A 24,198-nucleotide genomic window follows, 5' to 3' on the forward strand; every position below is an offset into this window, starting at 1 on the left:
ATGCTCCGATAGGTTATTTTTTTGCCTTTTTAGCGGCGAAATACGGCGTCCAGTCACCAGTTTCCAGCGCCTTGGCTTTCAGTTTGTCGAGGTTATTGATTACTGCGCCGTTGCTCCCCTTAACTGTCGGGGTTGTGGCTGCCGTGGTTTTTGCTTTTGGCATGATTCTGGCCTTCGATTCGATACGTTCCAGCAGACGACCAATTGCTACGGGGTTGGTAGCTTCTGCCAGTTGCTTGCGCAGTTCAGCGTTGCGACCAAGCGCCAGAACAACGATTTCCGGCTTCTCTGACTCAAACAGGATCGCGTTTTGTGTCTCGATGGGGATTTCCTCGAGTACGGCCTGTTCTGCTTCCTGATAGCCAGGAACCTTGAGAGCCTTAACACGTTGCTGATATTTGGATAATCGCTCTTGATAAGCAGCCTGAAGCTCCTGCTCCTTCTGCTTGCGAGCCATCTCCTGTTGCTGGTACTTTCCGTTATCATCTGCCCACTTAGCCATGCGTTGCTGATAGATTTCTTCATCGAAACCGATGTCCTCATCATCCAGTTTTGGCATTCGCGGTGGTTGAGTGATTACCGGCTGCTGCTCGACGGGTTTCTGAGACTGACGCATCAGCTCTTTCAGCTCGCGGTCTTTCTCTTTAATCGTCTTGCGCAGGTGTTTTACCAGTCCATGCTCTGCGCCATCTTCGCTGGTTGGCGAATCCAGCTTTTCGTCACCAAAGTAGAATTCCTGCTCTGATTCGTCGTCATCAGTTTCAGTAGCTTCCTCTGCATCATTGCCGGAGGACTCACTGCCATCTTCTGTTTCGACTTCTTCAGCCAGTTCGACATCATCAGGAATCTGCTCTGACGCGTCGGTTTCGATTTCAACTTCTGGTGTGTTTTCTGCCATCTGGTCCATTTGTTACCCCTGTTTACTCGATGTTCAGCCCATCGGAAGGCAATAGGGTGCCAGGCCTCATAAAGACAGCCATTGCACGTTATGGGTTAATTACTGCTGTGGTTGTTGCTGAGTTGATTTTTGCAGGATGCTGCTGATGTCCATGCGCTGCGCATGGCCCTGTGCCTGACTTTTCAGGACAAGCTCTGCATCAGCACGGGCATTGTCTCCTTGCTGTTGCTGGAACTGTCCGAGCAGTTTCAGAGCCTCGCGGATATCAGATTTCTGCTGACTATCGGCAGATGCGAGGATTTTCACAACATTTGCCGCAGCAACCTGAGCATCAGTCTGTGCCTGGAATGCTTTAACCTGAATGGCTGCCTGTTCGTTCTGCGCTTTCTGCAATTCAGCCTGACCAGCAAGAAGCTGACCTTGCGCAGCAACCATAGCCGGATCTGGCTGACTGGCCTGTTGTTGTTTCGCCTGCTCAACCATCTGCTGTTCTTCTGGTGTTCTCGGCTTGATAACACCAGACAGAAGCAACTGATTGCGGTTGTATTCTTTAAGGTCGTCCATCCCTTCACCGTCCATATTGTCGAGAATCATCGACGATACAAGGTCGTGCTTCGGCGTTCCTGGTGGGATAAGTGCCAGCATGGAAAGTAACGACTTAACCGTTGCATCACGGCGAGTAGCGAACGACTGACCAACATCGACAGTCACTTCATAGTTACCCTGCGAAAGGTCGTTAAGCGCGATAACCTGCCCTGTCTGACGGTCAACCACTTCACCAGTCATCAGCGCCACGTCATCGCTGCCGTCCTCATTAACGATACGCATCGGCGTATCGCTGCCATAGACTTCACGAGCCATAGAAAGCCACACAACGCCAGCGCGACGCATGGATTTAGCCATGTTGTCCATGTAGATATAGGACTGCGTATCCATCCGGTTAAAGATGCTATCAACGGTATCGGTGGCGACGTTGCTCGGCATGTTCTCAAGCTGCGACGCACCTGTAATTTGCTGAATAGCCGTTCCGGTGTACTGCAATAGCCCGGCAAGAGCTGGAGGCATTTGTGTCGGAGGCGTATAACTGCTGACCTGAGCCTGCGCAGTAATATCTCCGTTTTTGTTTTTCAGACTGACCATCGGCAGGAACGCCGGGCGCTTTTTGTTGCGCTCCGCCCAATGAGTGGCGAGAGGACCAGGAATCATGTCAACATCAACTACAGGAATGCCATCACCGCCAGCCTGAGTAGCGTTATCTGCAATCATGGAAACCATCAGGTTCTCAAGACGCTGTGCATCCATCGCTTTTGCTGCGTGGCCTTCGATTCGCTCCTGATTATCAACAAATGAACGACGCCCATATACCGGGATGAGAGGAATATGTTCGCCCGGAATACGCTTAGGTTCTTCCAGCCATTCAGCGCCAGACAGAAGACCGCAATAAACTCTGCGTTTCTTCACCGTCCGCTCACCAATCAGTTCGAATGCACCATCAGTTAGCTCATCGACAATATCTTTGATTTGATCTTCATCATAGATTGCCGTTTCTCCGCTAACAGGGTTGCGCCATGCAGTGAGCTTCACCTTCTCTATGCGAACTTCGTAGTAGCGCCCAACATAGATGGCATCTGGCGTTGACCAGTCATATTGAGTGCCAGTGTCATCACGAGAAAGGCTTGCCGCGATGGAATCAGGGTATTCAGCCTCGAACGCTTTAGGCGTCATGGAGAACATTTCCATAGCCCACATAGCATCAGAACGGTCATATTGCTTGCTGTCCTGATCGAAGAAGACGCATGTCGCTGGGTCGTAAACAGGAAGAAGGCTGATGCGTCGCTGCTCGTTACTCGGATCCATTTCATCTTCGTAATCGGCACACATGCGGAAACAACCGAATCCGCCCGTTACAGCATCATCAAATGCGTTATCACACGCTTCGCCACCGGATGTTTCCTGATAGTCAGCGCGGAATTTGCCGTTCATCTTTTCGGCTAACGCTTCCGATGCCTTATCGTCCTTCGGCCTGAATTTAACGCTTATGCGATTCTGTCGATACTCGCCAATGATGCGATCACATTCACGGGCAATCTTATTCAGTTCAAAGCGCGGATAATGCTCAAACCTTCCTTCATCAAATGAGTAACCAGCGTTTGTGCTGCCTTCCCACTGTGCGCCGGATACCCGGACGAAACGTTGAGCCTCAATAATCTGCTCACGCATATCCTGCGTTGCTGACCAGGCATTATCAAAGTTGCACAGCACCTTGCGATGCCAGTCAGTCATCTTTTTTTCTGCCATATCAACCTACACCACAAGGAATTGAGTAACTGGAATAGTCGGGTTGCGCAGCCGACTCCGGGCAATGCATACACATCATCAGCGCATCAGCCAGGTTAGGAGATGGAATACCGAGCTTCTGCTTCATTTCGACCTTAGTCATTAGCTCCAGCTTCCCGTTGTTATTGAATTTGCGCTGAATCTGCGTCAGTTCTGCAAACAGCTTCTCCAGCATCTTCTCGCCTATCGCTTCTTTGTCGAAGCTCAGCATGTCGTCGGGGTCTGCATACTCACCGTGGACAACCGCCCGATATGTCAGATACAGCCTGTCAGCCAGCGCGTAATAGAATTGCGCTCGCTTATTGCGGAATACATCACCAATAGTGCGAACGTTGTCGCCCTGTACGACTTCATCAGCCCATGCTCCGGCCTGATACGGCGCATCTTCATCGAATGGCGATTCACTGCCCTTGAACATCGTGGCGGTGATTTTCTTGCCGGAGAACGCTTCCGTTGTCTGTCTGCGTAGGCCCGCACCGACGCCATCACCATCCCACAGGTAATGGTCAGCGCCGTCTTCAATCGCCAGCGAAGTAGCCCAGTCAGCACCCTCGTTGATGTCCATCAGCAGACCTTCGGCAATGCGCTTAACTACCGAACCGTGACGCGATGCGTAACCTTTAGCATCTGGCCCTGTATCTGACGGGTCATGCGCAGAGACAACAGCGCCTTTCGCTTTCCATCCGAGTTTCTTGTGCGCATCGGTTGCGGCTTCAAGCCATTCACGTTTGATGATTGCCATATCACTTGCGCTTACTGGCTCACCAAGCCAGATGTGACGATACAGTGTCGGATTTCTGCGTTTACACTCTTCCATCTCCAGACGGAGAACTTCAGGAAAATGCGGGTTGTCGGTGTAGTTCACCGTCAGCAGGCAAATATCATCGGGAGGATTTACAACGAATCGCTGATAGGTATCGTCGAGTATGTTCTTCGGGTTAAAGCTCACCCATATTTCGGAAAACGGCTTGCGGATGGTTGGTATCAGGATATCCCATGATTCCTTCGTTACCGCTTCCGCTTCTTCCACCCAGCAGATATCAATGCCTTCGAGCGATTTAATCTTCGTCGGGTTGTTTTTGATGCCGTAGAACATGAACTCAGCATTCGTTCCGAGATGACGAATCATGGAACGCTGAATTTCAAACTCAGCCGAATACCCTTCACGCTCGATGGTATCTTCAAGCAACCGGATTACCGAATCGCTGATACTGTTTTGCAGTTCACGAGCGCAGAGAATACGCACTGGCTGCCGACGCGCCGCTTCAACAAGCAGCCTCGCAATTGCCCATGATTTACCGCTACCTCGACCGCCTTTGGCGACTTTGTAGCGATGCGCCTCAATGAACGGTTCAAAGATAGGATTAATCGAGGTCATTTTCCGAACAGAGTGCTCATCGGTGATGTTTCAATCTGAATTGCGCCGCCGTCTTTGCCGACAAGCTCATTAGTTACCTTGTCTCCATACTTACGGGGATTCATTCTGGCCAGCGCCCATTTGCGGGTATCAACGCGAAGTCTTGCCTTTGCCACCTCGGCGGCATCAGGGATTACGTCGTCAGCAATTTCGAATATCTCTTCGAAAATAGAGTCGGCCCGAGTCTCTGTTGCCTTCGCGTACTGGTCACGAAACTCCTGATGTTCAGCCAGCCAGCGAAAAACTGATGTTTTGCTCGGCATTCCTGGGCGTTCGCAAACTTTGCGCAGACTCTCACCGGAGGAAAGCAATGCGCAAATGTCATTAGCCACCTCCGGCATATAATCAGAGGGGCGACCACCTTTCTTTTTCTCAGTCGCCATATTGATTATTTCCCTTCTGCTTGCTTATCCCATTCATCGCGGAATTTGGATGGGTTGTCGAAACCTTGAGTTGCCATGTTTACGTTCCGGTAGTGAACAGGTCTAACGCTTCCTTCGATTTACGCACCGCTTCGATAGTGCGGGTCGTGATATCCGAATTAGCGCCGCCTGATTGGAAGTGAATTTTGAATAGCTCAAGCTTCAGTTCGTCAGTGCCAATGAACTGAAATGCTTCTTCTGCGGCTGCGTTCTGGTTCATGACCAGTTTGTAAATCTCTAACTGGAATTTCTGTTCTTCAGTCATGGGAATAATCTCTGCCATTGTTGGCTCCGTTTATCCGTTAAAAGGGATATCAGTTAAGTTATCCCGTGTAGGGTATAAGCCATTATCAAAGCCACTCTGTAGGGAATGGCTTTTGTAATGGCAATAAAAAGCCCCGCGAATGCGAGGCTAAATCCTGGTATTTGTAATGACTGGCTCTTATCTCAACGCAGCCCCTTACCGCGCGCAAGATGCTCAATATCAAGCATCAGCAATGAGATGTTTAATCTGGATTCACTCCAGAAGTGATCACCATCCTGTCTACAGAGCCAGATGTGAAGGATGATGAGTAAAATTATCGCTATCATCGAAGGCATTGCGTCCTGATGTATTCCTGAAGCGTTCTCAGTGCTGTTTGGTCGCGGATAATTCCGCCCCGGATACCGAGAACGTTTCGTCCAGCAACTGGAGAGAGTTCGACGGTGGCATCATTGCCCATGCCGGAGGCGCTGGAGGTTTCGGCTGAGGATGGCACAGGGCATTTTCCTTTGACGAACACCCGACCACCATTATCAAGCTTGCGCCGAAGAGCATCATTTTCAGCTTTCGCATCAGCTAACTCCTTCGTGTATTTAGCATCGAGTGCATCAGCAGAACGCTGGCGCTGCTGCATGTCAGTAATGGTGGCGGTCGCCTGCTTCAGCTCACTGACTTTTTTATCTCGCTGTTCTTTGTAGGCGATGGCGTTATCACGGTAATGATTGACCGCCCACGACAGGCAGACGATGATGCAGATAACCAGAGCGGAGATAATCGCGGTTACTCTGCTCATACCTCAATCTCTCTGACCGTTCCACCTGCTTCTTTGAATTTTGCAATCAGGCTGTCTGCCTTATGCTCGAACTGACCATAACCAGCACCCGGCAGTGAAGCCCAGATATTGCTGCAACGGTCGATAGCCTGACGGATATCACCGCGATCAATCATCGGCAAAGCGCCACGCTCCTTAATCTGCTGCAGCGCAACAGCGTCCTGGCTTTTGGGAGAGAAGTCTTTCAGGCCAAGCTGCTTACGGTAGGCATCCCACCAACGGGAAAGAAGCTGGTAACGTCCGGCTGCTGTTGATTTGAGTTTGGGGTTTAGCGTGACAAGTTTGCGAGGGTGATCGGAGTAATCAGTGAATAGCTCTCCCCCTACAATGACGTCATAACCATGATTTCTGGTTTTCTGCCGTCCGTTATCAGTTCCCTCTGACCACGCCAGCATATCGAGGAACGCCTTACGTTGATTATTGATTTCCACCATCTTCTACTCCGGCTTTTTTAGCAGCGAAGCGTTTGATAAGCGAACCAATCGAGTCAGTACCGATGTAGCCGATGAACACGCTCGTTATATAAGCGAGATTGCTACTTAGTCCGGCGAAGTCGAGAAGGTCACGAATGAACCAGGCGATAATGGCGCACATCGTTGCGTCGATTACTGTTTTTGTAAACGCACCGCCATTATATCTGCCGCGAAGGTACGCCATTGCAAACGCAAGGATTGCCCCGATGCCTTGTTCCTTTGCCGCGAGAATGGCGGCTAACAGGTCATGTTTTTCTGGCATCTTCATGTCTTACCCCCAATAAGGGGATTTGCTCTATTTAATTAGGAATAAGATCGATTACTGATAGAACAAATCCAGGCTACTGTGTTTAGTAATCAGATTTGTTCGTGACCGATATGCACGGGCAAAACGGCATGAGGTTGCGCTAACAACCTCATGCCACCCGCTTTCACGAAGGTCATGTGTAGAAGGCCGCAGCATAACTATCACTGATGAATTCAGGATAGCCAGTGGCTACGGCTCAGTTATGGTGCTGGTTAACGGACTTGAACCGCTACCCATTCGCTTACAAGGCGACTGCTCTACCATTGGAGCTAAACCAGCATGTTTGGCGGGACAGCGTGGACTCGAACCACGATAAGAAGATTAACAGCCTTCCGTAATGACCTTTATACGACTGACCCAAATAAAAAAAGCCACCGTTGCAACTTAAGAGTCACTAACGGCAGCTTACCTTCTAATTATGGCTAAATGGATAATTGCATGTCAAGGCTTTTAACAGCAACATGCTTAACTTTCTCAACACGTTTACGCATTTTGAAAGCATTTTGCATTGGCTGGTACAAAACAAATAACGACGCTTTCAGGATGTCGTCAATTTCGTTTCTACAGGTTGCCAGTGAAGGTTTTCTCCATCCCTCGCCACCACGTCCACACATCTTGCGTGGCTTTGCAGTCGCGTGATAGTAGGATGCAATTGCTCGCTTAGATGAACCATGAGCGTAGTAGCTAAGGAGGATGCCAAAGGCTTTCTTGTCAATGCACATGACGGAATCGACGACCTGAGAAATCAACATTCCATCATCATCATTGCACATTGGCCTTGTCATAACTCTTCCCGGCTCTACGCTCTCCATGAACTTCGCTATTACGCTGCTCATGCGCTTTTCCAGACGACCTGAATAAACCCATGCGCCCCACAGTTCAAGCCAGCCATTCAGCCACTCGTGCTGCTCTTTGGTGAGGTTTAGTTCTCTTATGCCCATCGTCTTCCCCTCTTGCCCTGTTTGACCATCAGGACGCCGTTAACTATTACGTGACGCTCGCCTTTACTGTCTCGGTTGTACTTGAGCACTGTTCCTCTTGCGCAGGAAAGCATCCTTGCCACTTCGGTCTGATTGCCTCGTGTCTGGATAAGAAGCTCTGGTATCGTTTGAATTGTGGCGTTCATACGTTCTCCAGCTCGGTGATTTTTATTCCAAGCCTTCCGCCTGGTACTTTCACGCCACGAATTACGCGAATGTCATCGAATTGCTCGTCGTCTTCCGCAAATCCGGCGTGGATAAGGGAGTCGAGTAAACCTTTCAGGATGTTGTCGAGGTCGCGGCGGCGGGAGTCTGGAACGTCTGCGATGACTTTGATGCGGAGTCGTGATTTGGTGAAAATGTCTAACTTAAGTTGGCGGATGATTTGCTGAACGTCTTTTCGGTATTTCTGGCCTTTATCGCTGATGTAGTATTGGCTTCCCCGTCTTCGCCAGTAGGTGTTCACCGACGGCGGGTATGGAAGCACAAACTGATATTCGTTCATGGCTTAATCTTCCCCTCCTTCAGCAGTATCGCCTGCGTCCTGATCACGCCTTCCAGGTGGTAAAGTCTGGCGTCTTTGTTGTCGAGATTATGGGTGCGTCGGTCGATTTCATCGTGACACGCGCTACAAGCCCATGCACCGATCAGGTCGTCAGGTTTCATTCCCGTTCCGCAAATTCCAGCCATCCGGTAATGTGCCAGAACTGTAGTTTCAGGATTGCCATTGCATACGCCGTAAATACGTACCTGGCATTCTCTGCCGCGTGCTTCTTTGCGTAGGTTAGCCATTATGGTTCACTCCAGTAATTCTCAATTGCAGCAGCCATTCTCTGCATCCACTCAGCCAGCTTTAACGCGGCTTCTCTTTCAGAACCACATTTAGGGAAATCCTTCATTTCCATGCTGGCCTTATATGTTCTGAATGCCAGGTCTCCGGTAATAATCAACTCCTGATCAAGCACCGAGCGTTTATTCCGGTGTTGAACGTAATAGACAGATTCAGTCCGCATTTCTTCTCTGTCTTTTTTGAAGGAAATAAGCTCAGAGAAATCACTCATCGTCTTCTTCCTCGTACATTGAGCTATTCGGATCGCTCATCAGTTCTGCGCAGCAATCGGAGCACACGTGAACTTCCAGCACATGCAGCTTTTGACCGCAATTAGCGCACGTTAAAGCTCGCTCGACGCTTTTTTTCTGGTATTGAAGGGATTGGGATGGGCTAAGCATGGCTTTCACCATTAAAAAGTCGCTTGTAAGCATCAATGTATCGTTTTGCTTCACCGAGCTTTCGTCTTAATTCCATGTTTTCTGATTCAAGCTTTTCCATGTCTTGCTGGTATCGATCGCGGTGTTCTTTCCATGCTTTTCGATACGCCTTCATGTATGTCGTTTTGGCCTTTCTCTTTGCCTGACGAACAGCGTGATGGTTTTCTACAAACCACTCAGGGTCGTTAAATGCTGCTCTGGCGCATGTAGACAAATAATTTGCTGCCTCCCTGTTTAGCCAACAAATACTGATACATGGCAACTTGATAAGCACCATTTTTCGTTGAGACTCTTTCTCGCCAAACATGTGCCATTTTTTGATGCTAAGGCCAAATCCTGGTTGAATTAAAAGCATTGTCATTTCCTCGCACGATGTCTTAGCCACCGGATATCCCACAGGTGAGCCGTGTAGTTGAAGGTTTTTACGTCAGATTCTTTTGGGATTGGCTTGCGTTTATTTCTGGAGCGTTTCGTTGGAAGGTATTTGCAGTTTTCACAGATTATGTCGGTGATACTTCGTCGCTGTCGTCTCATTCGTACCTCCTGTCGGTAAATCTGACGCCCTGACCAATAGCCCATGCTGTCGTGTACTCAATCAGACTTGCCATACGCTTCACACTCATCTGCGCGCTACTTTCGCGAATGTTGACGTATTCGCCTTCAAGGCCGGGCAAAACATCAGCTTCCTGCTTTGTTGCCACTGCATGACCGCTAATCAACAAAACCTTCCATTGTTCTGGTTTTAACCACTTATCGCACCATTGAACCTGACGTGCGATATCCGCCAGCATCGCGTGAAATTTTGCGTTCTGGTCAAGGTTGCGCTTGTAGTCAGTAATGCGGATGGTGACTGGCTTGTCTTTATCGAGTGGTGTTGCGAGGATGGCGTTGATTGCGGCTTGCTGTTGTTGCTTAGTTCGGAGGAATATTGTTTGCTTCATCGAAATTCTTCTCTTTAATTCCAGCGGCTCTGATAGCTTTCATTACTGCAATTACCGTTTTGTCACGCCCATCCTCATAACCCATCGCATAAGCACCTTCTTCACCATCTTTCCAAAAGTCGTCATTCGATTCTGGCCAGTCGATATCCAGTTCAATAGCTGCTCGCGATGCCTGCCATAAAGTCCACCACTCATTTAAGGAGTGACGAATATCCATGCTTGAAAATGCGAAGTACCTATCACCATTTCTTGCCTCGGTTATCATCTCGAATGGTAATCTCAATTTTTTGGCAACGTATTCCTCAAACTGCTTTCTTGATTCGTCCATCGGTACTTACCCTCAGTTCAACTCACAAAACGCCACGCCACTTTTGCTACGACAACAGGCATAACACCGATAATCACCCACAGGAAAATGCTACCGAAAAGCACACCAACCAGGTCTTTACCTTCGCCTACCAGCCGGACAAAACTGCTGGCAACCACAATGAACGTCGCCACCATCCACATAGCACCGAGAATCCTCAATGCAGAAAAAATCAACTCAACCACGATTTACTCTCCCCAAAATAAAAAGGCCTGCGATTACCAGCAGGCCTGTTACAAGCTCAGTGATGTAGATGGTCATACGTCAGCCCCTTGTGCATATCGTCTGCCACGCGAAGCAGGTGCATTTGATGCTGTGCAAATCTGTCTGGCTTCATCCTGGTCACATGCAACAAAGTGTCCGTTGCAGAACCGCTGGTAAACCGTACCAAGCGAGCCAAAACGGTTTTTCGTCACAATGATTTCAGCAAATGGCGCGGCGCTACTGTTCTCGTCATATACCGCTTCCCGATAGAGCATGATGATTGAGTCTGCGTCCTGCTCAATGCTTCCTGAATCACGCAAATCTGCGTTTGTCGGGCGTTTGTTTGGTCGCTTCTCAACATCGCGCGAAAGCTGACTTAGGGAGATAACAGGCGTTTTCAAGTCTTTCGCCATCGCCTTCAGGCTTCCTGAGATGTGAGCAATTGCGAGGTCGTTGCGGTCTGCTTTCGGCTTCTCAATCAGGCCAAGATAATCCGCCATGATGAGTGAGAGGTTTGGATTTTCCTGTTTGTGCCGTTCTGCGATTGAGCGTATTTCTTCGACCGATAACCGCGAGGCATCGACTACCCATACATCCAAATCTGCAAGCTGACTCATGCCGTTAGCAACACGTGCCCAGCCCTCGTCATCCATTGATGCAGGATTTCGCAGTACGCTAACCGACATCCTCCCGGCGTTGGCAATGCTTCGCTCTGCAATCTGCAATGCGCTCATTTCCATTGAGAAAATCAATACTCCGCGCCGGACGTCAGAACCAGGAATAACGCGGCTTGCAACGCCTTCGGCAATCTTCAGCGCCAGTTCGGTTTTCCCCATACCAGGACGAGCAGCGATTATCACCAGGTCTTCCGCGTTCATCCCTCCGGTGATGGCATCAAGTTCTTCGATTCCGGTCTTCAGGGTATCTGACTCTTCTCCGTTCCTCAGACGCCTGTCAAGCGTGTCAGTGTAGTCAGTAATGATTTCCCCTAACCGTACAGGTTTAACCTCGTCACGGGGCTTTCTGATGGCTGAAAGACGCTTTACAAGTTCATCCATCGCCTGACTCGATGCGTCGATGGTTCCGCTCTGAATTGGTTCACGCATTTCATCCATGATTTCCAGCACCAGACGGCGGTGATAGTTATCCGCGACCATTCCGGCATATCCCTTCAGGTTTGCGGCACTCGGGCAGTTTTTGCTGGTCATCAGGATTGACGTGAAATGCTCCTCTCCGCACGCCTCGGCAACCATCAGCGCATCGATTAGGTTTCTGTTTCTCGCCTGCTTGCGGATAACCTCGAAGGCTTTCCGGTAGAGCGGAATTGAAAACGCTTCCGGCTCCAGCGTTGCCAGAACGTCGCTGGCGGTTGGTGTTAATCCACCAATCAGCAGGCCACCGATAACGCTCGCTTCGATATCCTGTCTCATGTAATCCCCCTGTCTGCAAACTTCCCTTCCCGAACTCCCGTTAACGAGTCTTCCCTCAGCAGGTAATCAAAATCAGCCGTCCAGCCCGTGTCGTTGTCTCCGAAGTAAAACGGCTTGGCCTGATGCACAAACGCCCTGACATACGCTCTGAAACCGTCCACGTTTGGCGTTTTCAGTTGCGGGATGATTTTCTTCAGGCGGCGTTTGCGTTTCTCGTTGACCGCAACAGCGTGTGGCAGTCTGTCACCGACTTCGGTGTTGTAGGCGTTCAGGAAGGATTCGTAGTCGATTCGTTCTGCCTTGCGACGTTCAGGTTTAACCTGCCCATCGCCACCCCCGTTAGGGGGTAAGGGGGTATTTGTATTTATTGTCTTTTGTATATTGTCTTTTGTGTTTAGCTGACTTGGCTTATACCCATTAGCCGACTTGGCTAATGTTTTATTAGCTGTTTTAGCTAATGTTAAGCTGTCCTGGCTAATCCACTGAGAAACCACCTTGTTCACTCCGATTTTCACGCCATCAGCAATGAGGAATTTACGCTCGATAAGCTGGCGCTTGGCAGCGCAAACATGAGTGTGATGAATACCTGTCATGGCTGCTATCTGCGTGTTTGTGAGTCGATCCATCGGCTTATTGAATCCGTATGTCTTGCGCATGATAGCGAGCATCACCTTCAACTGCCGGACGGTTAAATCAGCCATCAGCAGACTGTCGGTAATCTCGTTAGCAACGCGCATGAAACCATCTTCGGTATCTGCCACGCGATGCTCCACGACCTCAAGTTGAGGCCTGTAATCAGCTAACTTAACGACGCCCATGTTTCACTCCTGCTTTGGCTAGTCTGTAAACACCAACAAGGCGCTCTGCGAACGCCCTGTTATTTGCTGCGGCTACCACTAATCCCTCAGGTGAATCAGGGTGTCGAATCTCTTCTTTTTCCTGGTATTTCTTACGACGTTTTGTCATAATTACTCCTGTGGATTGATCCAGTAATTCCCTCAGAATTGCATATCAATTTGCTTAAAATCCTCGGTGGCGGCCGGGGATTTTTTCTTTGTGATTTCATCAAGCGCATACTTAAAAGCCCTGCTAATCGGACTGATGTCTGATGCCATTCCGAAAGCACACAACACCGAAGCAATAAATCTCCAGTCCGTTCTGCTTATCTTCGATTCATGACAGCCAATCATCTTTGCCAGACCGCGCTGGGTAAGCGTTGACAGGTTGATGAGTAAATCAGTTTCAGCGCGATCAACGTCACGCTGTGATAGTTTGCTGTAACTTGTTCTTTCCATTTCTTAAGATTTCCAATAGTGAATAGTTAGTTGAAAGGTATGCGTGGAAACGCATATGGCCTTAGTTGGTCAGATATATTGGGACTCGCTTTTCAGCGACGTAGGACGAATGTCCGTTGTTACAAAGAGCGGATCCGCTTATTAAGCAGCTTTGTGTTCCGGCGGGAACACGTCATCAAGACTGACTTTTGCGCCTAACTTGTTTAGGCACTCAACAAGAGCACGGCATGTTTTAAGGTCTGGGAAGCGACGACCAGATTCCCAATGTCCGATAGCTCCCTGTGTGCATCCAACTGCCTTAGCAAGTGTTGTTTGAGAGATATTCAGTGACTCTCGATATTTTCGTAGGTTGCTCATATGCCCTCCATAGTAATCACAATGCAATAATACGATATGTACTTTTAGAATGCAAACAAAAAAATACATCTTGTGCATGGATGATTTTAGTACAGAGCGTAATAATAAGGGTATGAAAATGAAATGGTATGAACTGGCTAGATCCAGAATGAAAGAGCTCGGCATAACTCAAGAGAAGTTAGCTGAAGAGCTTGGTATGACGCAGGGTGGAATTGGTCACTGGTTGCGCGGATCTCGTCATCCATCTCTTGACGAGATTGGTGTGGTGTTTAAATACCTTGGTATTGATAACGTCTCATTCAACCACGACGGTACATTTTCACCTGTTGGCGAATACTCATCTGCCCCCGTTAAAAAACAATATGAGTACCCTGTTTTTTCTCATGTTCAGGCCGGGATGTTCTCGCCTGAGCTTAGAACCTTTACCAAAGGTGATGCGGAGAGATGGGTCAGCACAACCAAAAAAGCCAGTGATTGTGCGTTTTGGCTTGAAGTTGAAGGTAATTCCATGACCGCGCCAACAGGATCCAAGCCAAGCTTTCCTGACGGGATGTTAATTCTCGTTGACCCTGAGCAGGCTGTTGAGCCAGGTGATTTCTGCATAGCCAGACTTGGTGGTGACGAGTTTACCTTCAAGAAACTGATCAGGGATAGCGGTCAGGTGTTCCTACAACCACTAAACCCGCAATATCCAATGATTCCATGCAATGATAGCTGTTCCGTAGTAGGGAAAGTTATCGCCAGCCAGTGGCCTGAAGAGACATTTAGTTAACAGCCTCACCACTCTAAAACACACAACAATAACCCGACCTTAGCGTCGGGTTTTCTTTTTCCAAAATATAAATCAATAAAATACAAAGTGTTATAAAAAACTAAACCATATTTAGAACATTTTGTATTGACTCAGTAAAGTACACATCGTACTATTTAGCCATCAGCAGGAAGCTGGAAGCCAAACGGAACAGACTGGCAGGCTCTTTAAACAACGTCGAACACTCGACTACGTGGCTGAAAAGCCAGATCACCCAACCACATAAGCTGTGGGATGCAATGCCGAAGCAACTCTCTCAGGAGTAGCTTCGGGATTGCATCGCCAGAGTTTATTCGGGAGGAATCCATGTCCAGAAAAACAGAATTTAAAGGAACCGCAGCTTCTCGCCGTAGAGATCGTCGCGCAAATCTGCAAAGTCAGGAGGCGATCAGCTCCGACAAGCTACACAGGCCAACCCCTTCACGAGTGGTCTTGCAATGCAAGCGCAAACCAGCAATGAGAGCAGAAGTGATAACTCTGACAACGTTGACCAGAAAATATGAAGGTTCAACTTGTCTTCCGAACGTAGCTATTTACGCGGCAGGCTACCGGAAATCAAAACAACTGACGGCGAGGTAATTATGGGTCAGGAAGAAAAATATGAGCTTAAAAAGCTCATTGAAGAAGACGCCATAGAAGAAATTGCAGCATTAACAACAGCTATAAAGAATATTAGGTATGCGCTAAATACGCTTATCTCCTCATGCGACAAAAATAGCAGGGAATTTTTGATACTTGGCGCAGCTCTAGGAATAGTTGATGCGGCAACGCTTCACCTAATTACTCATGACGATATTCTTATTGAGCCGTATGAAACATTACTGCTTGTCAGGCAAAAAATGGCTGATGCCGCAGCAAATGGAGACCTTCAACTTTACATCGACTTAAGGAAAGTATTAAGGCGAATGGTCAGAACTGAAGGAGATATCCCCCTGACAAAGTAAGGGGGTGAAGAGGCTATTTCAGGAATAAAATTAATAATTTGTCAGCGGCGGTACATATACAGGCTTAGGGTCTGGCGCTCTATACATCCGGTATTCATTCTTACAGCGAGGACATGAATGCACAAAGAACCCATTAGATTTTATAGTAACCGTGCTTGGTTGAAGTATCGATATTTTATGTTCGCCGAAGCAATGTGCACAAAGGTTATGCTGCTGAATAGAAGGATCGGAATGACTCTTAGGTCTATACACGGCAGAACCACCTTCAGTTGTATGAAGTTCATAATTCTCAGCTTGCACAACAAACATCTTGATTTTTCTATTTTCATCTCGAAGCTTCATTGCGATCTCCTTCTCGGCCTGATAAAGGCCAGAGAGCTCCGCATTAAGCATCTGTAAATCAGTTATTCTTTGGTGTAGATCTCCAATAGCTTTAGCGATAACCGCATCGTCTCTGGTTTCTTTTATTGTCTTCAGCAGATCATAAGCCTGTTTCGCGGCAGTTATACCAGATAACACATCCATATAAATTACTCTCTTACTGTAGGGGTGAGAGGATTTTACTATTTTTCTCGCTGTAGGGGTACACGAGAACCACCGAGCCTGATGTGGTTAAAAGACAGGCACAATCTTTACTACCGCAATCCACTATTTAAGGTGATATATGGAAGAAGAATTTGAAGAGTTCGAAGAGCATCCTCAGGATGTGATGGAACAATACCAGGACTATCCGTATGACTACGACTATTGATACAAATCAATGGTGTGGACAATTCAAACGATGCAATGGATGCAAGCTGCAATCGGAATGCATGGTTAAGCCTGAAGAAATGTTTCCTGTAATGGAAGATGGGAAATATGTCGATAAATGGGCAATACGAACGACGGCAATGATTGCCAGAGAACTTGGTAAACAGAACAACAAAGCTGCCTGATAGTGGCCTTTATTTTTGGCATAAATAACAGAATAAACACTGCACTGTGTATTCATTCCAACGAGTGAATACACGGAGCAATGTCGCTCGTAACTAAACAGGAGCCGACTTGTTCTGATTATTGGAAATCTTCTTTGCCATCCAATGTGAGGGCGATTTTTTATCTATGAGGATATGAATAGATGTCAAACATCAAAAAATACATCATTGATTACGACTGGAAAGCATCAATAGAAATTGAAATCGACCATGACGTAATGACAGAGGAAAAACTTCACCAGATTAATAATTTCTGGTCAGACTCTGAATACCGACTCAATAAACACGGCTCTGTATTAAATGCTGTATTAATCATGCTGGCGCAACATGCTCTGCTTGTAGCAATTTCAAGCGACTTAAATGCATATGGTGTTGTGTGTGAGTTCGACTGGAATGATGGAAATGGTCAGGAAGGATGGCCTCCAATGGATGGTAGCGAAGGAATAAGAATTACCGATATCGATACATCAGGAATATTTGATTCAGATGATATGACTATCAAGGCCGCCTGAGTGCGGCTTTACCGCATACCAATAACGCTTCACTCGAGGCGTTTTCGTTATGCAATCAAATATAAGGAGTTACCCATGATGCACTTTCAGCTCGCGGGTAGCGGCGTCATGTCCGCTTTCTACCCGCACGAATCTGAATTATCACGCCGAGTTAAACAATTAATCAGAGCAGCAAAGAAACAACTGGAGGCGTTATGCGCAATGAAATAGCCATCAATCACCAGATGCTTCGTGCTGCACAGAACAAAGCAGTAATAGCCCGATTTATTGGTGATTCAAAAATGTGGCTTGAAGCAAATAAAGCGATGAAATCAGCTATCAACCTTCCGTGGTATCGCAGGAAATGAGTTTTACAGATAACTGGTCAGACGAAGAATTCATTCGTCAGATGAAAGAATTAATCGGTAACGAAGGAGATATTCATGTCACTTGCAACCACAGTGAAGGAGAGCAAGTTACAGAGACGCATGTACACGCAGAAAGCTCTCTGGTATCGCCATAATGGTGACCGCGAAGGAATGCGGGTATGCCTTAATTTGTCCCGAGTCGAAGTATTAAATCAGCGTTATTTCCTTGGGCCGTGTCCATTCTGAGAACAATCATATGAGCAAAGAATTTTACGCAAGACTGGCAGCTATTCAGGAGAATCTGAACGCGCCAAAGAATCAGTACAACTCATTCGGCAAATATAAATACAGAAGCTGCGAAGATATTCTTGAAGGCGTTAAGCCGTTACTGAATGGTCTGTTTTTATCAATCAGCGATGAAGTTGTGTTGATTGGTGATCGGTATTACGTGAAAGCCACGGCAACTATTACCGATGGCGAAAACAGTCATACGTCAACCGCTCTTGCACGAGAGGAAGAAAGCAAGAAAGGAATGGATTCTGCACAAGTTACGGGAGCTACAAGCTCTTATGCACGCAAGTATTGCCTCAATGGTTTGTTCGGCATTGATGATGCGAAAGATGCAGATACAGACGAGCATAAACATCAGCAGAACGCAGTAGCAAAGCAATCAAAACCATCACCTACACCTGAACAGGTTCTAAAAGCATTCACTGACGCAGCAATGCAGAAAAACACCGTAGAAGAGCTTAAACAGGCGTTCGCCAAAGCGTGGAAGATGCTCGAAGGCACACCTGAGCAGCACAAAGCGCAGGACGTTTACAACATCAGACGAGACGAATTAGAAGGAGCTGCTGCTTAATGGCACATTCGATTACTGTAAGACTAAACAAGCCCGCAAGAGAGTTTCAGGCCGGGGAAAATATCGGATTCAACATCCGTGCTGGCGTTCAGTATTACGATCGCCAGACAAAAAAGAAAGAATGGACAAACTACAGCGCCGTTGTATTTGCCAAGCCGGGAGCGCAAGCGGATTACTACCGTAGCGTTCTGGTTGAAGGTGGCATTGTAGAAATTACCGGAGAAAACATCAGGGTTGATGTTTATCAGGGGCAAAATGGTCAATCAATCACTCTTGAATTACTGAATTCAAAGATTGGATTTGCAACTTCAGGAAACAGCCAACAGCAACAAAGCAGTAACCAGCAGAACACTCCTGTATACGACGATTCCATCCCATTCTGATTTAGAAAAATAAGGATTCCATTATGCCAGCGCCTCTGTATGGTGCGGATGACGCGCGCCGCTGTTCCGGCAATTCCGTATCGGAGGTGCTGGATAAATTCAGAAAAAACTACGACCTGATAATGTCGCTACCGCAGGAAACGAAAGAGGAAAAGGAATTTCGCCACTGTATATGGCTTGCAGAGAAAGAAGAACGCGAGCGAATTTACCAGACATCAATCCGACCATTCCGCAAAGCCACATATACCCACTTCCCTGAAATTGACCAGCGCCTGCGTAATTACCGCTCACGCTATGGCGCTATCAGTAATGACTGAGGAATTTACCATGAGAGGACTTGCATACAATCCCGGCATTCTTCCGGCAGAAATGATTATTCGCCAACGCGTAAAGCCAATGCCATCGAGAGAGGAATTGCTTAAGCGAAAGAGTTTCGGTTCTGTTAATGACAACAAATATCTGAATGCGATGTGGCGCAAAGGAGGCAGCCAGTGAGCAAGATTGACTATCAGGCACTGCGTGAAAAGGCAGAGAAAGCAACGTGTGGTGTGTGGTCGCTCGAATATGGAGAGGGACGATTTGATGGTGATGATGCACTAATTCATCGCGAGGTTGCTGGATATATTCCTATTTGCAGAATTGAAGGAGCGCATCCAGAAAGCCGTTTCTATGAAGATTTCCAAATGGAACAGCAGGCCAATGCTGAATTCATCGCCGCAGCCAATCCAGCTACCGTGCTGGCGCTGCTGGATGAAAACGAAAGACTGTGTCGCGAGCTGATAGCTCGTAATGGTGAGATTGAAGGGCTTCGGAAGTGGGCAGAAGAACGGGAGATGCAACCATGATGACTTTTACCAGCGAACAATTAGCTACCTTACGTAAGATAGCGCAACAGGCAACACAGGGCGAATGGCGTGCATTCATCTCGCCGGACACTGGTACATATGCGGTGCATACGCCGGGGGATGAACGTTGCGGAGACATTATCAAATGGCCTGGCTTTGACGACCAGAAAAATGCAGAGAACAACGCAGAATTTATCGCAGCTTTCAACCCTAAATTAGTGCTGGCGCTTCTGGATGAACGGGAAAGAAACCAGCAATACATCAAACGCCGCGACCAGGAGAACGAGGAAATTGCGCTAACGGTAGGGAGGCTGCGCGTTGAGCTGGAAGCCGCAGAGAAGCGCATAGCAGAACTGGAAGCACGGGAAATAAAACCAGCCAAAGGCGAAGTTCTTGTCGTTGTATCTGGTTTTACTGGTTGCGGAAAAAGCGCCATTGCCGGGGAAATAGAAATCGCGATGAAGGCTATTGGTGTACCGGTTCAGTGGACTAATGGCGATGCGGAAAAGCGCATGACAGGAGCTGACTGGCTGACAGCGATTGAGATGTACAAACCAACTGTGCGCATCGTGGAAGTTAATGTGCCACGCGCCCCTGGCATTCGCATCAAAGGAGACGCAGGAGAACAAAACGATGAAAAACCGTAAAGCAAAATTACTTCTTTTATCGCGTTCGACGGGGTACGAGAAGCTACCAATCAGCAATCACAAACGGGCGGTGATCGGCATGTTTGGTAGGGTGGTATTCGCATTTAACTATAAACCCACCGCGTCGCGGAACAGACGAGAGAAGGGGGGCGCAGTGCGATGAAAAACCGTAAAGCTAAGATGCTTATCTCCCGTGTATACAGACTTTGCTATCCCAGCCAGTGGTTGAGAGTTAGCAATCGTCGTGTGGTGTTGTTTTCATTTTCTGGAATTGCCAGAGAGGGAGTCCGAGATAAGGGCAGCGCGGCGCAAAACCGCTGGGAAAACCACTTGCGCACTAAAGGAGCCTAATATGGCTATTGCCGCAAGTTACACCATGCATCTCTATTGTGATTGCCTCCAGTGTACAGATGGCAAATATAAGTCGCCAGACTTCGGTGAGTATATAGGTACGTCATGGGCTGGCTGTGCAAAAGAGGCGCGCAAGGATGGCTGGCGAATAAGCAAAGACAAAACGCGTGCTTTTGCGCCCGGGCATAAAGTTTTGAGGATTAACAAATGACCACTATTACCAGAGAACAGGCACAGAAAATTATTGAAGCAGCCGATGAGGTTATTAGTGCGCTGGCCGGAACTAATGAGGATGTTAACCCTGATAGCGATAACATGCTACGTCTGTGGGATGACCTGAATGACCGTCACGCGCCCCCTGAAGTTGTGCGTGAGCTGGCACGGATTGCGCTGGCATCGCTGGAAGCCGAACCTGTAAACCAAACTTACAAGTTGCCAGTTAATACACCTTGCCAAGATGCGCCAGCCCATATCTGGCTGCAAACAGCTGGAGTATGGCCAGAAGATGGCGAGTTAAGCGAATTAACGTGGTGCAGCCACAATCAGCACCATGATGACACACTATATGTTCGAGCTGACCTTGTGAATGGCAACTATCCGGTAACTCCGGATGGTTGGATAAGCTGTAGTGAGCGAATGCCGGATGATGGTCAGCACGTAATTATTTTATGTGATGGCGCATTCGTTCTTTATGCGCAATATCGAAACGGTGAGTTTTTTGATGTTGTCCGCAATGGTGAGGAGTTCTTCGAAACGCAGAGCCGCAATGTAACCCACTGGATGCCGCTACCAGAACCGCCTCGATTAAAGGAGCTATAATAGTGAACTATTATATCTATTTGTATTAAAAGAGTTTTTATAAAATAAATCTTCCAAAGCATGTAAAAACACTGTTAATCTTAACGTGTGTGAAACGTGAAGAGAGGTGTTGAAATGAGCATTCATGATTTGTGTGAAGATCAAGAGCAATGGGCTATGCAGACCCTTATGGGATCAGGAGTTCTTGCAAGGTGCAGAATCCATAACGATGTAATTTTAGACAGCGGAAATGATGCTTCTTCTGCTTATAAATTAGGAACTTACCTATATCAAAAAGATAATAGCTGCAACTTATTCAATACTCTTACTGAAGCCCGCGACGCAATAAAGGATGCATATGAATCGTATTGTGGGATTGATGATTGCCCACAATGCTCAAAATACATTGACGATTAATAATATGAACAAGTAACTATCCTCGCATTCGCGGGGATTTCTTTTATCTGAACTCGCTACGGCGGGTTTTGTTTTATGGAGATGATTATGGTCTGTTCAACATTCAACCCTCTAACGTTACAGAAATACCAGCCAGACCCTGAAGATTTATGCTCACTGTGTGGCGGAAATCATGGTAAAGCCGCCATGATCGAATGTAAGGACAAAATCCACATTTGCCTTAATTGCGTTGATGTCCTCGTTGATATCAAAAATGAGAGAGAAGATAAAAAGCGTAGCGAGGCTGTTCGCGCCTTAGATTCATGGATGCGAGATGGGTATAGTGCCGCGCAAATTTATGACTTAGCAATATCAAAAGGTGAAATACCAGGAGTGCGCATCGAATAAGGCGTAACCAATATTCGAATTGAAGAACTGAAAGAACACCAAGCCGCCTGATGGCGGTTTTTATTGGAGACAAGAAATGTCAGATTTGGCTATGAAGGTTTTGAAATGGCAATCAACTGGCGATGTCGGTATCAGTAGCGCAACTCTTGCCTCAATCGCATGTGGCCTGAAAAAGAATATCTATGGTCATCACTTCGGCGCTCCCCATGACGCAGCAGACTTTCGGCGATGCGTTGCACTTGTTGAGCAGATTCCAGAAATCAGGGATTCATTCGACAAGGTTGCAAAGCGCGTTCCGGCATTCAAAGGAATCCTCAACGAATGGGATTCACTCGTTGCTCTGTTGAAGTCTGAAATGAAGACGTACGGGAACAAAGCACCAGAGACTTACAGAAGAATTAGCGAACTACGCAAGGACTAACCATGGAATCACACAGCCTCAACCCCAATGAGGCATGTTAACCCCCCCCCTTTCATTCCAGCACCGGAGAAAACAATGAGCGAAGTTAACTTAATTGTGCCCAACGACTGGGTGACAGAGCAAAAACTGATCGAAATTACAGGTTTACGCCCAGGAACCATAGAGAGAGCACGTAAACAATCCTGGCTTGTTGGTCGTGAATATCTCCATGTTGCACCGGACGGTATTCCAAAAGAAAACAGCGAATGCATGTATAACCGCAAGGCTATCGACCAGTGGGTTGAGAGTATGTCAAAAAAACAGCCTGGTGCGCGTCGATGAAGAACCGTTTATGCTTAATGCGCTCTTGGGCGTCAGGAGGGAACAATGGCTAAGACAGCATACCCAACAGGCGTTGAGAACCATGGCGGATCACTCCGCATATGGTTCATGTATAAAGGCACACGAGTGCGGGAAAGTCTCGGTGTGCCGGATACACCAAAAAACAGGAAAATAGCTGGCGAGCTACGAGCATCTGTTTGTTTTTCCATTAAGACGGGTAATTTCGACTATGCCGCTCAGTTTCCGGACTCTCCCAACCTGAGAAAATTTGGTGCGGAAAGTAAGGAAATTACCGTCGCAGACCTGGCTGAGAAATGGCTGGATCTGAAAAAGCTGGAAATCAGTACCAATGCGATGGGGCGTTACAGCTCCATTGTAAGAAATATGGTTCCCCGAATCGGAGGCAACAGACTTGCATCTGCTGTGACTCAGGAAGAGCTACTGTTCATACGAAAGGATTTGCTGACCGGATATCACGTTCTGAAACGCGGGCAAAAAACACCCATTAAGGGACGTTCCGTGCCAACTGTTAATAACTACATGAACACCATGGCGGGGATGTTTCAGTTCGCAGCCGACAGCGGATACATCAAAGAAAATCCGTTCGCAGCCATTTCGCAACTGAAGAGATCACGAACGGAACCTGATCCGTTAACCCGTGATGAATTTGTCAGGTTGATTAACGCATTTAAGCATCAGCAATTAAAAAATATGTGGTCACTGGCTGTTTATACGGGAGTTCGCCACGGAGAGTTGGTTTCTCTGGCATGGGAAGATATAGACCTGAAGGCTGGGACAATGACGATCAGAAGAAACCACACATTAACGAAAGAGTTCACTCTTCCAAAAACCGAAGCGGGAACAAACCGTGTTATCAACCTTATTCAACCTGCAATAGACGTGCTTAAGAATCAGGCTGAAATGACACGGCTTGGTAAGCAGTATCAGGTTGAAGTGAAACTTCGTGAGTATGGTCGAACTGAAATGCATCCGTGCACTTTTGTTTTCAATCCGCAAATCGTTACGCGTAATGGCCTTGCCGGGCACCATTATGCAGTTGGGTCGATTAATCAGTCATGGGAAACTGCAATGCGACGCGCCGGGATTCGCTACCGCAAAGCATATCAGTCCAGGCACACTTATGCATGTTGGTCTTTGACCGCTGGAGCTAACCCTAACTTCATCGCGAAGCAAATGGGACACTCTGATGCTCAGATGGTTTATCGCGTTTACGGATCGTGGATGGCAGAAAACAATCAGGATCAGGTATCCATTTTAAACCAGAAATTGAGTGAGTTTGCCCCATCCATGCCCCACGCTGTGGAATCGGATGTAATTAAACAAGTATAGTCAACAGGTTACAAAACCTACACCTGCATGGACATCA

46 protein-coding genes, 2 tRNA genes and 1 pseudogene are annotated in these 24,198 nt (G+C 47.5%); 21 read left to right on the plus strand and 28 right to left on the minus strand.

Annotated features, from left to right (window positions below; translation table 11 throughout):
* Positions 1-13 precede the first annotated feature (13 nt).
* The 27 genes from A1WG_RS00225 to A1WG_RS24035 all read right to left on the minus strand — a co-directional run bounded on the left by A1WG_RS00225 (position 14) and on the right by A1WG_RS24035 (position 13,791).
* Positions 14-907 carry a phage scaffold protein gene (locus tag A1WG_RS00225; protein WP_016242493.1) on the minus strand — a complete coding sequence of 298 codons (894 nt, stop codon included), beginning with the start codon at positions 905-907 and terminating at the stop codon, positions 14-16.
* Positions 908-997: 90 nt separating this feature from the next.
* Entirely contained in the window at positions 998-3,196 is a 2,199-nt protein-coding gene (locus A1WG_RS00220; protein ID WP_000818366.1) for a portal protein, read from the minus strand.
* 1 nt (position 3,197) lies between these two features.
* The gene (locus A1WG_RS00215) at positions 3,198-4,613 is read right to left on the minus strand and encodes a PBSX family phage terminase large subunit (RefSeq protein ID WP_000200766.1); all 1,416 of its coding nucleotides are present in this window, start codon (positions 4,611-4,613) and stop codon (positions 3,198-3,200) included.
* On the minus strand, positions 4,610-5,035 hold the full coding sequence (locus A1WG_RS00210) for a terminase small subunit-like protein (protein ID WP_000179910.1): 426 nt from the start codon (positions 5,033-5,035) through the stop codon (positions 4,610-4,612). The genes A1WG_RS00215 and A1WG_RS00210 overlap by 4 nt, the downstream gene beginning before the upstream one ends.
* 79 nt (positions 5,036-5,114) lie before the next feature.
* Positions 5,115-5,357 (minus strand): DUF2560 family protein, encoded by a 243-nt coding sequence (locus A1WG_RS00205; protein ID WP_016242494.1) that lies wholly within the window; start codon positions 5,355-5,357, stop codon positions 5,115-5,117.
* A gap of 164 nt (positions 5,358-5,521) precedes the next feature.
* A complete protein-coding gene (locus A1WG_RS00200) occupies positions 5,522-5,674 on the minus strand; it encodes a hypothetical protein (protein ID WP_001139675.1) in 153 nt (50 codons plus the stop codon).
* Positions 5,662-6,129 carry a lysis protein gene (locus A1WG_RS00195; RefSeq protein WP_016242495.1) on the minus strand — a complete coding sequence of 156 codons (468 nt, stop codon included), beginning with the start codon at positions 6,127-6,129 and terminating at the stop codon, positions 5,662-5,664. Before A1WG_RS00195 ends, A1WG_RS00200 begins: the two co-directional genes overlap by 13 nt.
* A complete protein-coding gene (locus A1WG_RS00190; protein WP_000229392.1) occupies positions 6,126-6,602 on the minus strand; it encodes a glycoside hydrolase family 24 protein in 477 nt (158 codons plus the stop codon). The genes A1WG_RS00195 and A1WG_RS00190 overlap by 4 nt, the downstream gene beginning before the upstream one ends.
* Positions 6,586-6,909 carry a phage holin, lambda family gene (locus A1WG_RS00185; protein WP_000783734.1) on the minus strand — a complete coding sequence of 108 codons (324 nt, stop codon included), beginning with the start codon at positions 6,907-6,909 and terminating at the stop codon, positions 6,586-6,588. The genes A1WG_RS00190 and A1WG_RS00185 overlap by 17 nt, the downstream gene beginning before the upstream one ends.
* A gap of 242 nt (positions 6,910-7,151) precedes the next feature.
* Positions 7,152-7,227 (minus strand) — tRNA-Thr (locus A1WG_RS00180).
* A gap of 5 nt (positions 7,228-7,232) precedes the next feature.
* Positions 7,233-7,307: transfer RNA gene (locus A1WG_RS00175), tRNA-Asn, on the minus strand.
* Between the two features lie 63 nt (positions 7,308-7,370).
* A complete protein-coding gene (locus tag A1WG_RS00170) occupies positions 7,371-7,889 on the minus strand; it encodes an antiterminator Q family protein (RefSeq protein WP_000512805.1) in 519 nt (172 codons plus the stop codon).
* Positions 7,880-8,074 (minus strand): NinH protein, encoded by a 195-nt coding sequence (locus A1WG_RS00165; protein WP_016063210.1) that lies wholly within the window; start codon positions 8,072-8,074, stop codon positions 7,880-7,882. Before A1WG_RS00165 ends, A1WG_RS00170 begins: the two co-directional genes overlap by 10 nt.
* On the minus strand, positions 8,071-8,433 hold the full coding sequence (locus A1WG_RS00160; RefSeq protein WP_001008200.1) for a RusA family crossover junction endodeoxyribonuclease: 363 nt from the start codon (positions 8,431-8,433) through the stop codon (positions 8,071-8,073). Before A1WG_RS00160 ends, A1WG_RS00165 begins: the two co-directional genes overlap by 4 nt.
* Positions 8,430-8,720 (minus strand): DUF1364 domain-containing protein, encoded by a 291-nt coding sequence (locus tag A1WG_RS00155; protein WP_000002243.1) that lies wholly within the window; start codon positions 8,718-8,720, stop codon positions 8,430-8,432. The genes A1WG_RS00160 and A1WG_RS00155 overlap by 4 nt, the downstream gene beginning before the upstream one ends.
* Positions 8,720-8,989: a hypothetical protein gene (locus tag A1WG_RS00150; RefSeq protein WP_016242496.1), complete on the minus strand. Its 270-nt coding sequence runs from the start codon at positions 8,987-8,989 to the stop codon at positions 8,720-8,722. Before A1WG_RS00150 ends, A1WG_RS00155 begins: the two co-directional genes overlap by 1 nt.
* Positions 8,982-9,191, minus strand: coding sequence for a protein NinF (locus tag A1WG_RS0122610; protein ID WP_077688242.1), 210 nt, complete (start codon positions 9,189-9,191; stop codon positions 8,982-8,984). Before A1WG_RS0122610 ends, A1WG_RS00150 begins: the two co-directional genes overlap by 8 nt.
* Positions 9,151-9,552: a hypothetical protein gene (locus A1WG_RS00145; RefSeq protein WP_016242497.1), complete on the minus strand. Its 402-nt coding sequence runs from the start codon at positions 9,550-9,552 to the stop codon at positions 9,151-9,153. Before A1WG_RS00145 ends, A1WG_RS0122610 begins: the two co-directional genes overlap by 41 nt.
* A gap of 2 nt (positions 9,553-9,554) precedes the next feature.
* The gene (locus tag A1WG_RS0122615; protein ID WP_001254255.1) at positions 9,555-9,731 is read right to left on the minus strand and encodes a NinE family protein; all 177 of its coding nucleotides are present in this window, start codon (positions 9,729-9,731) and stop codon (positions 9,555-9,557) included.
* On the minus strand, positions 9,728-10,138 hold the full coding sequence (locus tag A1WG_RS00140) for a recombination protein NinB (protein ID WP_000814611.1): 411 nt from the start codon (positions 10,136-10,138) through the stop codon (positions 9,728-9,730). The genes A1WG_RS0122615 and A1WG_RS00140 overlap by 4 nt, the downstream gene beginning before the upstream one ends.
* A complete protein-coding gene (locus tag A1WG_RS00135; protein WP_001341809.1) occupies positions 10,110-10,355 on the minus strand; it encodes a phiTE_015 family protein in 246 nt (81 codons plus the stop codon). Before A1WG_RS00135 ends, A1WG_RS00140 begins: the two co-directional genes overlap by 29 nt.
* Before the next feature lie 128 nt (positions 10,356-10,483).
* Positions 10,484-10,690, minus strand: coding sequence for a hypothetical protein (locus tag A1WG_RS24930; RefSeq protein ID WP_000229808.1), 207 nt, complete (start codon positions 10,688-10,690; stop codon positions 10,484-10,486).
* A 72-nt stretch (positions 10,691-10,762) separates the two neighbouring features.
* Positions 10,763-12,139, minus strand: a complete 1,377-nt coding sequence (locus tag A1WG_RS00125) for a replicative DNA helicase (RefSeq protein ID WP_016242498.1) — start codon at positions 12,137-12,139, stop codon at positions 10,763-10,765.
* On the minus strand, positions 12,136-12,957 hold the full coding sequence (locus A1WG_RS00120) for a replication protein (RefSeq protein WP_016242499.1): 822 nt from the start codon (positions 12,955-12,957) through the stop codon (positions 12,136-12,138). Before A1WG_RS00120 ends, A1WG_RS00125 begins: the two co-directional genes overlap by 4 nt.
* Complete coding sequence (locus tag A1WG_RS24935; RefSeq protein WP_000166961.1) at positions 12,944-13,105, minus strand: hypothetical protein; 162 nt, start codon at positions 13,103-13,105, stop codon at positions 12,944-12,946. The genes A1WG_RS00120 and A1WG_RS24935 overlap by 14 nt, the downstream gene beginning before the upstream one ends.
* A 32-nt stretch (positions 13,106-13,137) precedes the next feature.
* On the minus strand, positions 13,138-13,434 hold the full coding sequence (locus A1WG_RS00115; protein WP_000442612.1) for a CII family transcriptional regulator: 297 nt from the start codon (positions 13,432-13,434) through the stop codon (positions 13,138-13,140).
* A gap of 141 nt (positions 13,435-13,575) precedes the next feature.
* A complete protein-coding gene (locus A1WG_RS24035; protein ID WP_000067728.1) occupies positions 13,576-13,791 on the minus strand; it encodes a helix-turn-helix transcriptional regulator in 216 nt (71 codons plus the stop codon).
* Positions 13,792-13,867: 76 nt separating this feature from the next.
* On the opposite strand from A1WG_RS24035, the gene A1WG_RS00110 reads away from it, so the two are divergent.
* From A1WG_RS00110 to A1WG_RS00100, 3 genes are all read left to right on the plus strand, one after another.
* On the plus strand, positions 13,868-14,563 hold the full coding sequence (locus A1WG_RS00110; protein WP_016242500.1) for a LexA family protein: 696 nt from the start codon (positions 13,868-13,870) through the stop codon (positions 14,561-14,563).
* 345 nt (positions 14,564-14,908) lie between these two features.
* Complete coding sequence (locus tag A1WG_RS00105) at positions 14,909-15,181, plus strand: transcriptional antitermination N peptide (protein ID WP_016242501.1); 273 nt, start codon at positions 14,909-14,911, stop codon at positions 15,179-15,181.
* A gap of 2 nt (positions 15,182-15,183) precedes the next feature.
* Complete coding sequence (locus A1WG_RS00100) at positions 15,184-15,546, plus strand: hypothetical protein (RefSeq protein ID WP_016242502.1); 363 nt, start codon at positions 15,184-15,186, stop codon at positions 15,544-15,546.
* A 30-nt stretch (positions 15,547-15,576) separates the two neighbouring features.
* Here A1WG_RS00100 and A1WG_RS00095 read toward each other — a convergent pair whose 3' ends face one another.
* Positions 15,577-16,071 carry a hypothetical protein gene (locus tag A1WG_RS00095; RefSeq protein WP_016242503.1) on the minus strand — a complete coding sequence of 165 codons (495 nt, stop codon included), beginning with the start codon at positions 16,069-16,071 and terminating at the stop codon, positions 15,577-15,579.
* A 209-nt stretch (positions 16,072-16,280) separates the two neighbouring features.
* Here A1WG_RS00095 and A1WG_RS00090 point away from each other — a divergent pair, with 209 nt between their 5' ends.
* The 18 genes and pseudogenes from A1WG_RS00090 to A1WG_RS00005 all read left to right on the plus strand — a co-directional run bounded on the left by A1WG_RS00090 (position 16,281) and on the right by A1WG_RS00005 (position 24,161).
* The gene (locus A1WG_RS00090; protein ID WP_000213979.1) at positions 16,281-16,481 is read left to right on the plus strand and encodes an antirestriction Ral family protein; all 201 of its coding nucleotides are present in this window, start codon (positions 16,281-16,283) and stop codon (positions 16,479-16,481) included.
* 182 nt (positions 16,482-16,663) lie between these two features.
* Positions 16,664-17,032, plus strand: coding sequence for a DUF2528 family protein (locus tag A1WG_RS00085; RefSeq protein ID WP_016242504.1), 369 nt, complete (start codon positions 16,664-16,666; stop codon positions 17,030-17,032).
* Between the two features lie 75 nt (positions 17,033-17,107).
* Entirely contained in the window at positions 17,108-17,242 is a 135-nt protein-coding gene (locus tag A1WG_RS24800) for a hypothetical protein (RefSeq protein ID WP_000972063.1), read from the plus strand.
* Positions 17,227-17,379 carry a host cell division inhibitory peptide Kil gene (gene kil / locus A1WG_RS00075; RefSeq protein WP_001243355.1) on the plus strand — a complete coding sequence of 51 codons (153 nt, stop codon included), beginning with the start codon at positions 17,227-17,229 and terminating at the stop codon, positions 17,377-17,379. The genes A1WG_RS24800 and kil overlap by 16 nt, the downstream gene beginning before the upstream one ends.
* Before the next feature lie 256 nt (positions 17,380-17,635).
* Positions 17,636-18,241, plus strand: a complete 606-nt coding sequence (locus A1WG_RS00070) for an ERF family protein (protein WP_016242505.1) — start codon at positions 17,636-17,638, stop codon at positions 18,239-18,241.
* Entirely contained in the window at positions 18,241-18,624 is a 384-nt protein-coding gene (locus A1WG_RS00065; protein WP_016242506.1) for a hypothetical protein, read from the plus strand. The genes A1WG_RS00070 and A1WG_RS00065 overlap by 1 nt, the downstream gene beginning before the upstream one ends.
* Before the next feature lie 23 nt (positions 18,625-18,647).
* A complete protein-coding gene (locus tag A1WG_RS00060) occupies positions 18,648-18,941 on the plus strand; it encodes a phage anti-RecBCD protein (protein ID WP_016242507.1) in 294 nt (97 codons plus the stop codon).
* Positions 18,942-18,951: 10 nt separating this feature from the next.
* Positions 18,952-19,119: a DUF2737 family protein gene (locus tag A1WG_RS00055; RefSeq protein ID WP_016242508.1), complete on the plus strand. Its 168-nt coding sequence runs from the start codon at positions 18,952-18,954 to the stop codon at positions 19,117-19,119.
* Positions 19,116-19,466 (plus strand): annotated as a pseudogene (locus A1WG_RS00050) (ead/Ea22-like family protein); the annotation flags it as partial. The gene A1WG_RS00055 and the pseudogene A1WG_RS00050, both read left to right, overlap by 4 nt.
* Positions 19,466-20,116: an ead/Ea22-like family protein gene (locus A1WG_RS00045; protein ID WP_016242510.1), complete on the plus strand. Its 651-nt coding sequence runs from the start codon at positions 19,466-19,468 to the stop codon at positions 20,114-20,116. The pseudogene A1WG_RS00050 and the gene A1WG_RS00045, both read left to right, overlap by 1 nt.
* A 159-nt stretch (positions 20,117-20,275) precedes the next feature.
* The gene (locus A1WG_RS25340; protein WP_016242512.1) at positions 20,276-20,467 is read left to right on the plus strand and encodes a hypothetical protein; all 192 of its coding nucleotides are present in this window, start codon (positions 20,276-20,278) and stop codon (positions 20,465-20,467) included.
* A gap of 1 nt (position 20,468) precedes the next feature.
* A complete protein-coding gene (locus tag A1WG_RS00035; RefSeq protein ID WP_000951706.1) occupies positions 20,469-20,678 on the plus strand; it encodes a hypothetical protein in 210 nt (69 codons plus the stop codon).
* Complete coding sequence (locus tag A1WG_RS00030) at positions 20,675-21,286, plus strand: DUF551 domain-containing protein (protein ID WP_016242513.1); 612 nt, start codon at positions 20,675-20,677, stop codon at positions 21,284-21,286. The genes A1WG_RS00035 and A1WG_RS00030 overlap by 4 nt, the downstream gene beginning before the upstream one ends.
* A gap of 114 nt (positions 21,287-21,400) precedes the next feature.
* Positions 21,401-21,682, plus strand: coding sequence for a hypothetical protein (locus tag A1WG_RS00025; protein ID WP_000022062.1), 282 nt, complete (start codon positions 21,401-21,403; stop codon positions 21,680-21,682).
* 87 nt (positions 21,683-21,769) lie between these two features.
* Positions 21,770-22,069: a hypothetical protein gene (locus A1WG_RS00020; protein ID WP_001447403.1), complete on the plus strand. Its 300-nt coding sequence runs from the start codon at positions 21,770-21,772 to the stop codon at positions 22,067-22,069.
* A 76-nt stretch (positions 22,070-22,145) separates the two neighbouring features.
* On the plus strand, positions 22,146-22,490 hold the full coding sequence (locus tag A1WG_RS00015) for a hypothetical protein (protein WP_001281193.1): 345 nt from the start codon (positions 22,146-22,148) through the stop codon (positions 22,488-22,490).
* A gap of 75 nt (positions 22,491-22,565) precedes the next feature.
* The gene (locus tag A1WG_RS00010) at positions 22,566-22,811 is read left to right on the plus strand and encodes an excisionase family protein (protein WP_000005726.1); all 246 of its coding nucleotides are present in this window, start codon (positions 22,566-22,568) and stop codon (positions 22,809-22,811) included.
* Positions 22,812-22,856: 45 nt separating this feature from the next.
* Positions 22,857-24,161 carry a tyrosine-type recombinase/integrase gene (locus A1WG_RS00005; RefSeq protein ID WP_016242514.1) on the plus strand — a complete coding sequence of 435 codons (1,305 nt, stop codon included), beginning with the start codon at positions 22,857-22,859 and terminating at the stop codon, positions 24,159-24,161.
* The last annotated feature ends 37 nt before the right edge of the window (positions 24,162-24,198 follow it).

Source organism: Escherichia sp. KTE96, from assembly GCF_000408525.1.
GTDB lineage: Bacteria > Pseudomonadota > Gammaproteobacteria > Enterobacterales > Enterobacteriaceae > Escherichia > Escherichia marmotae.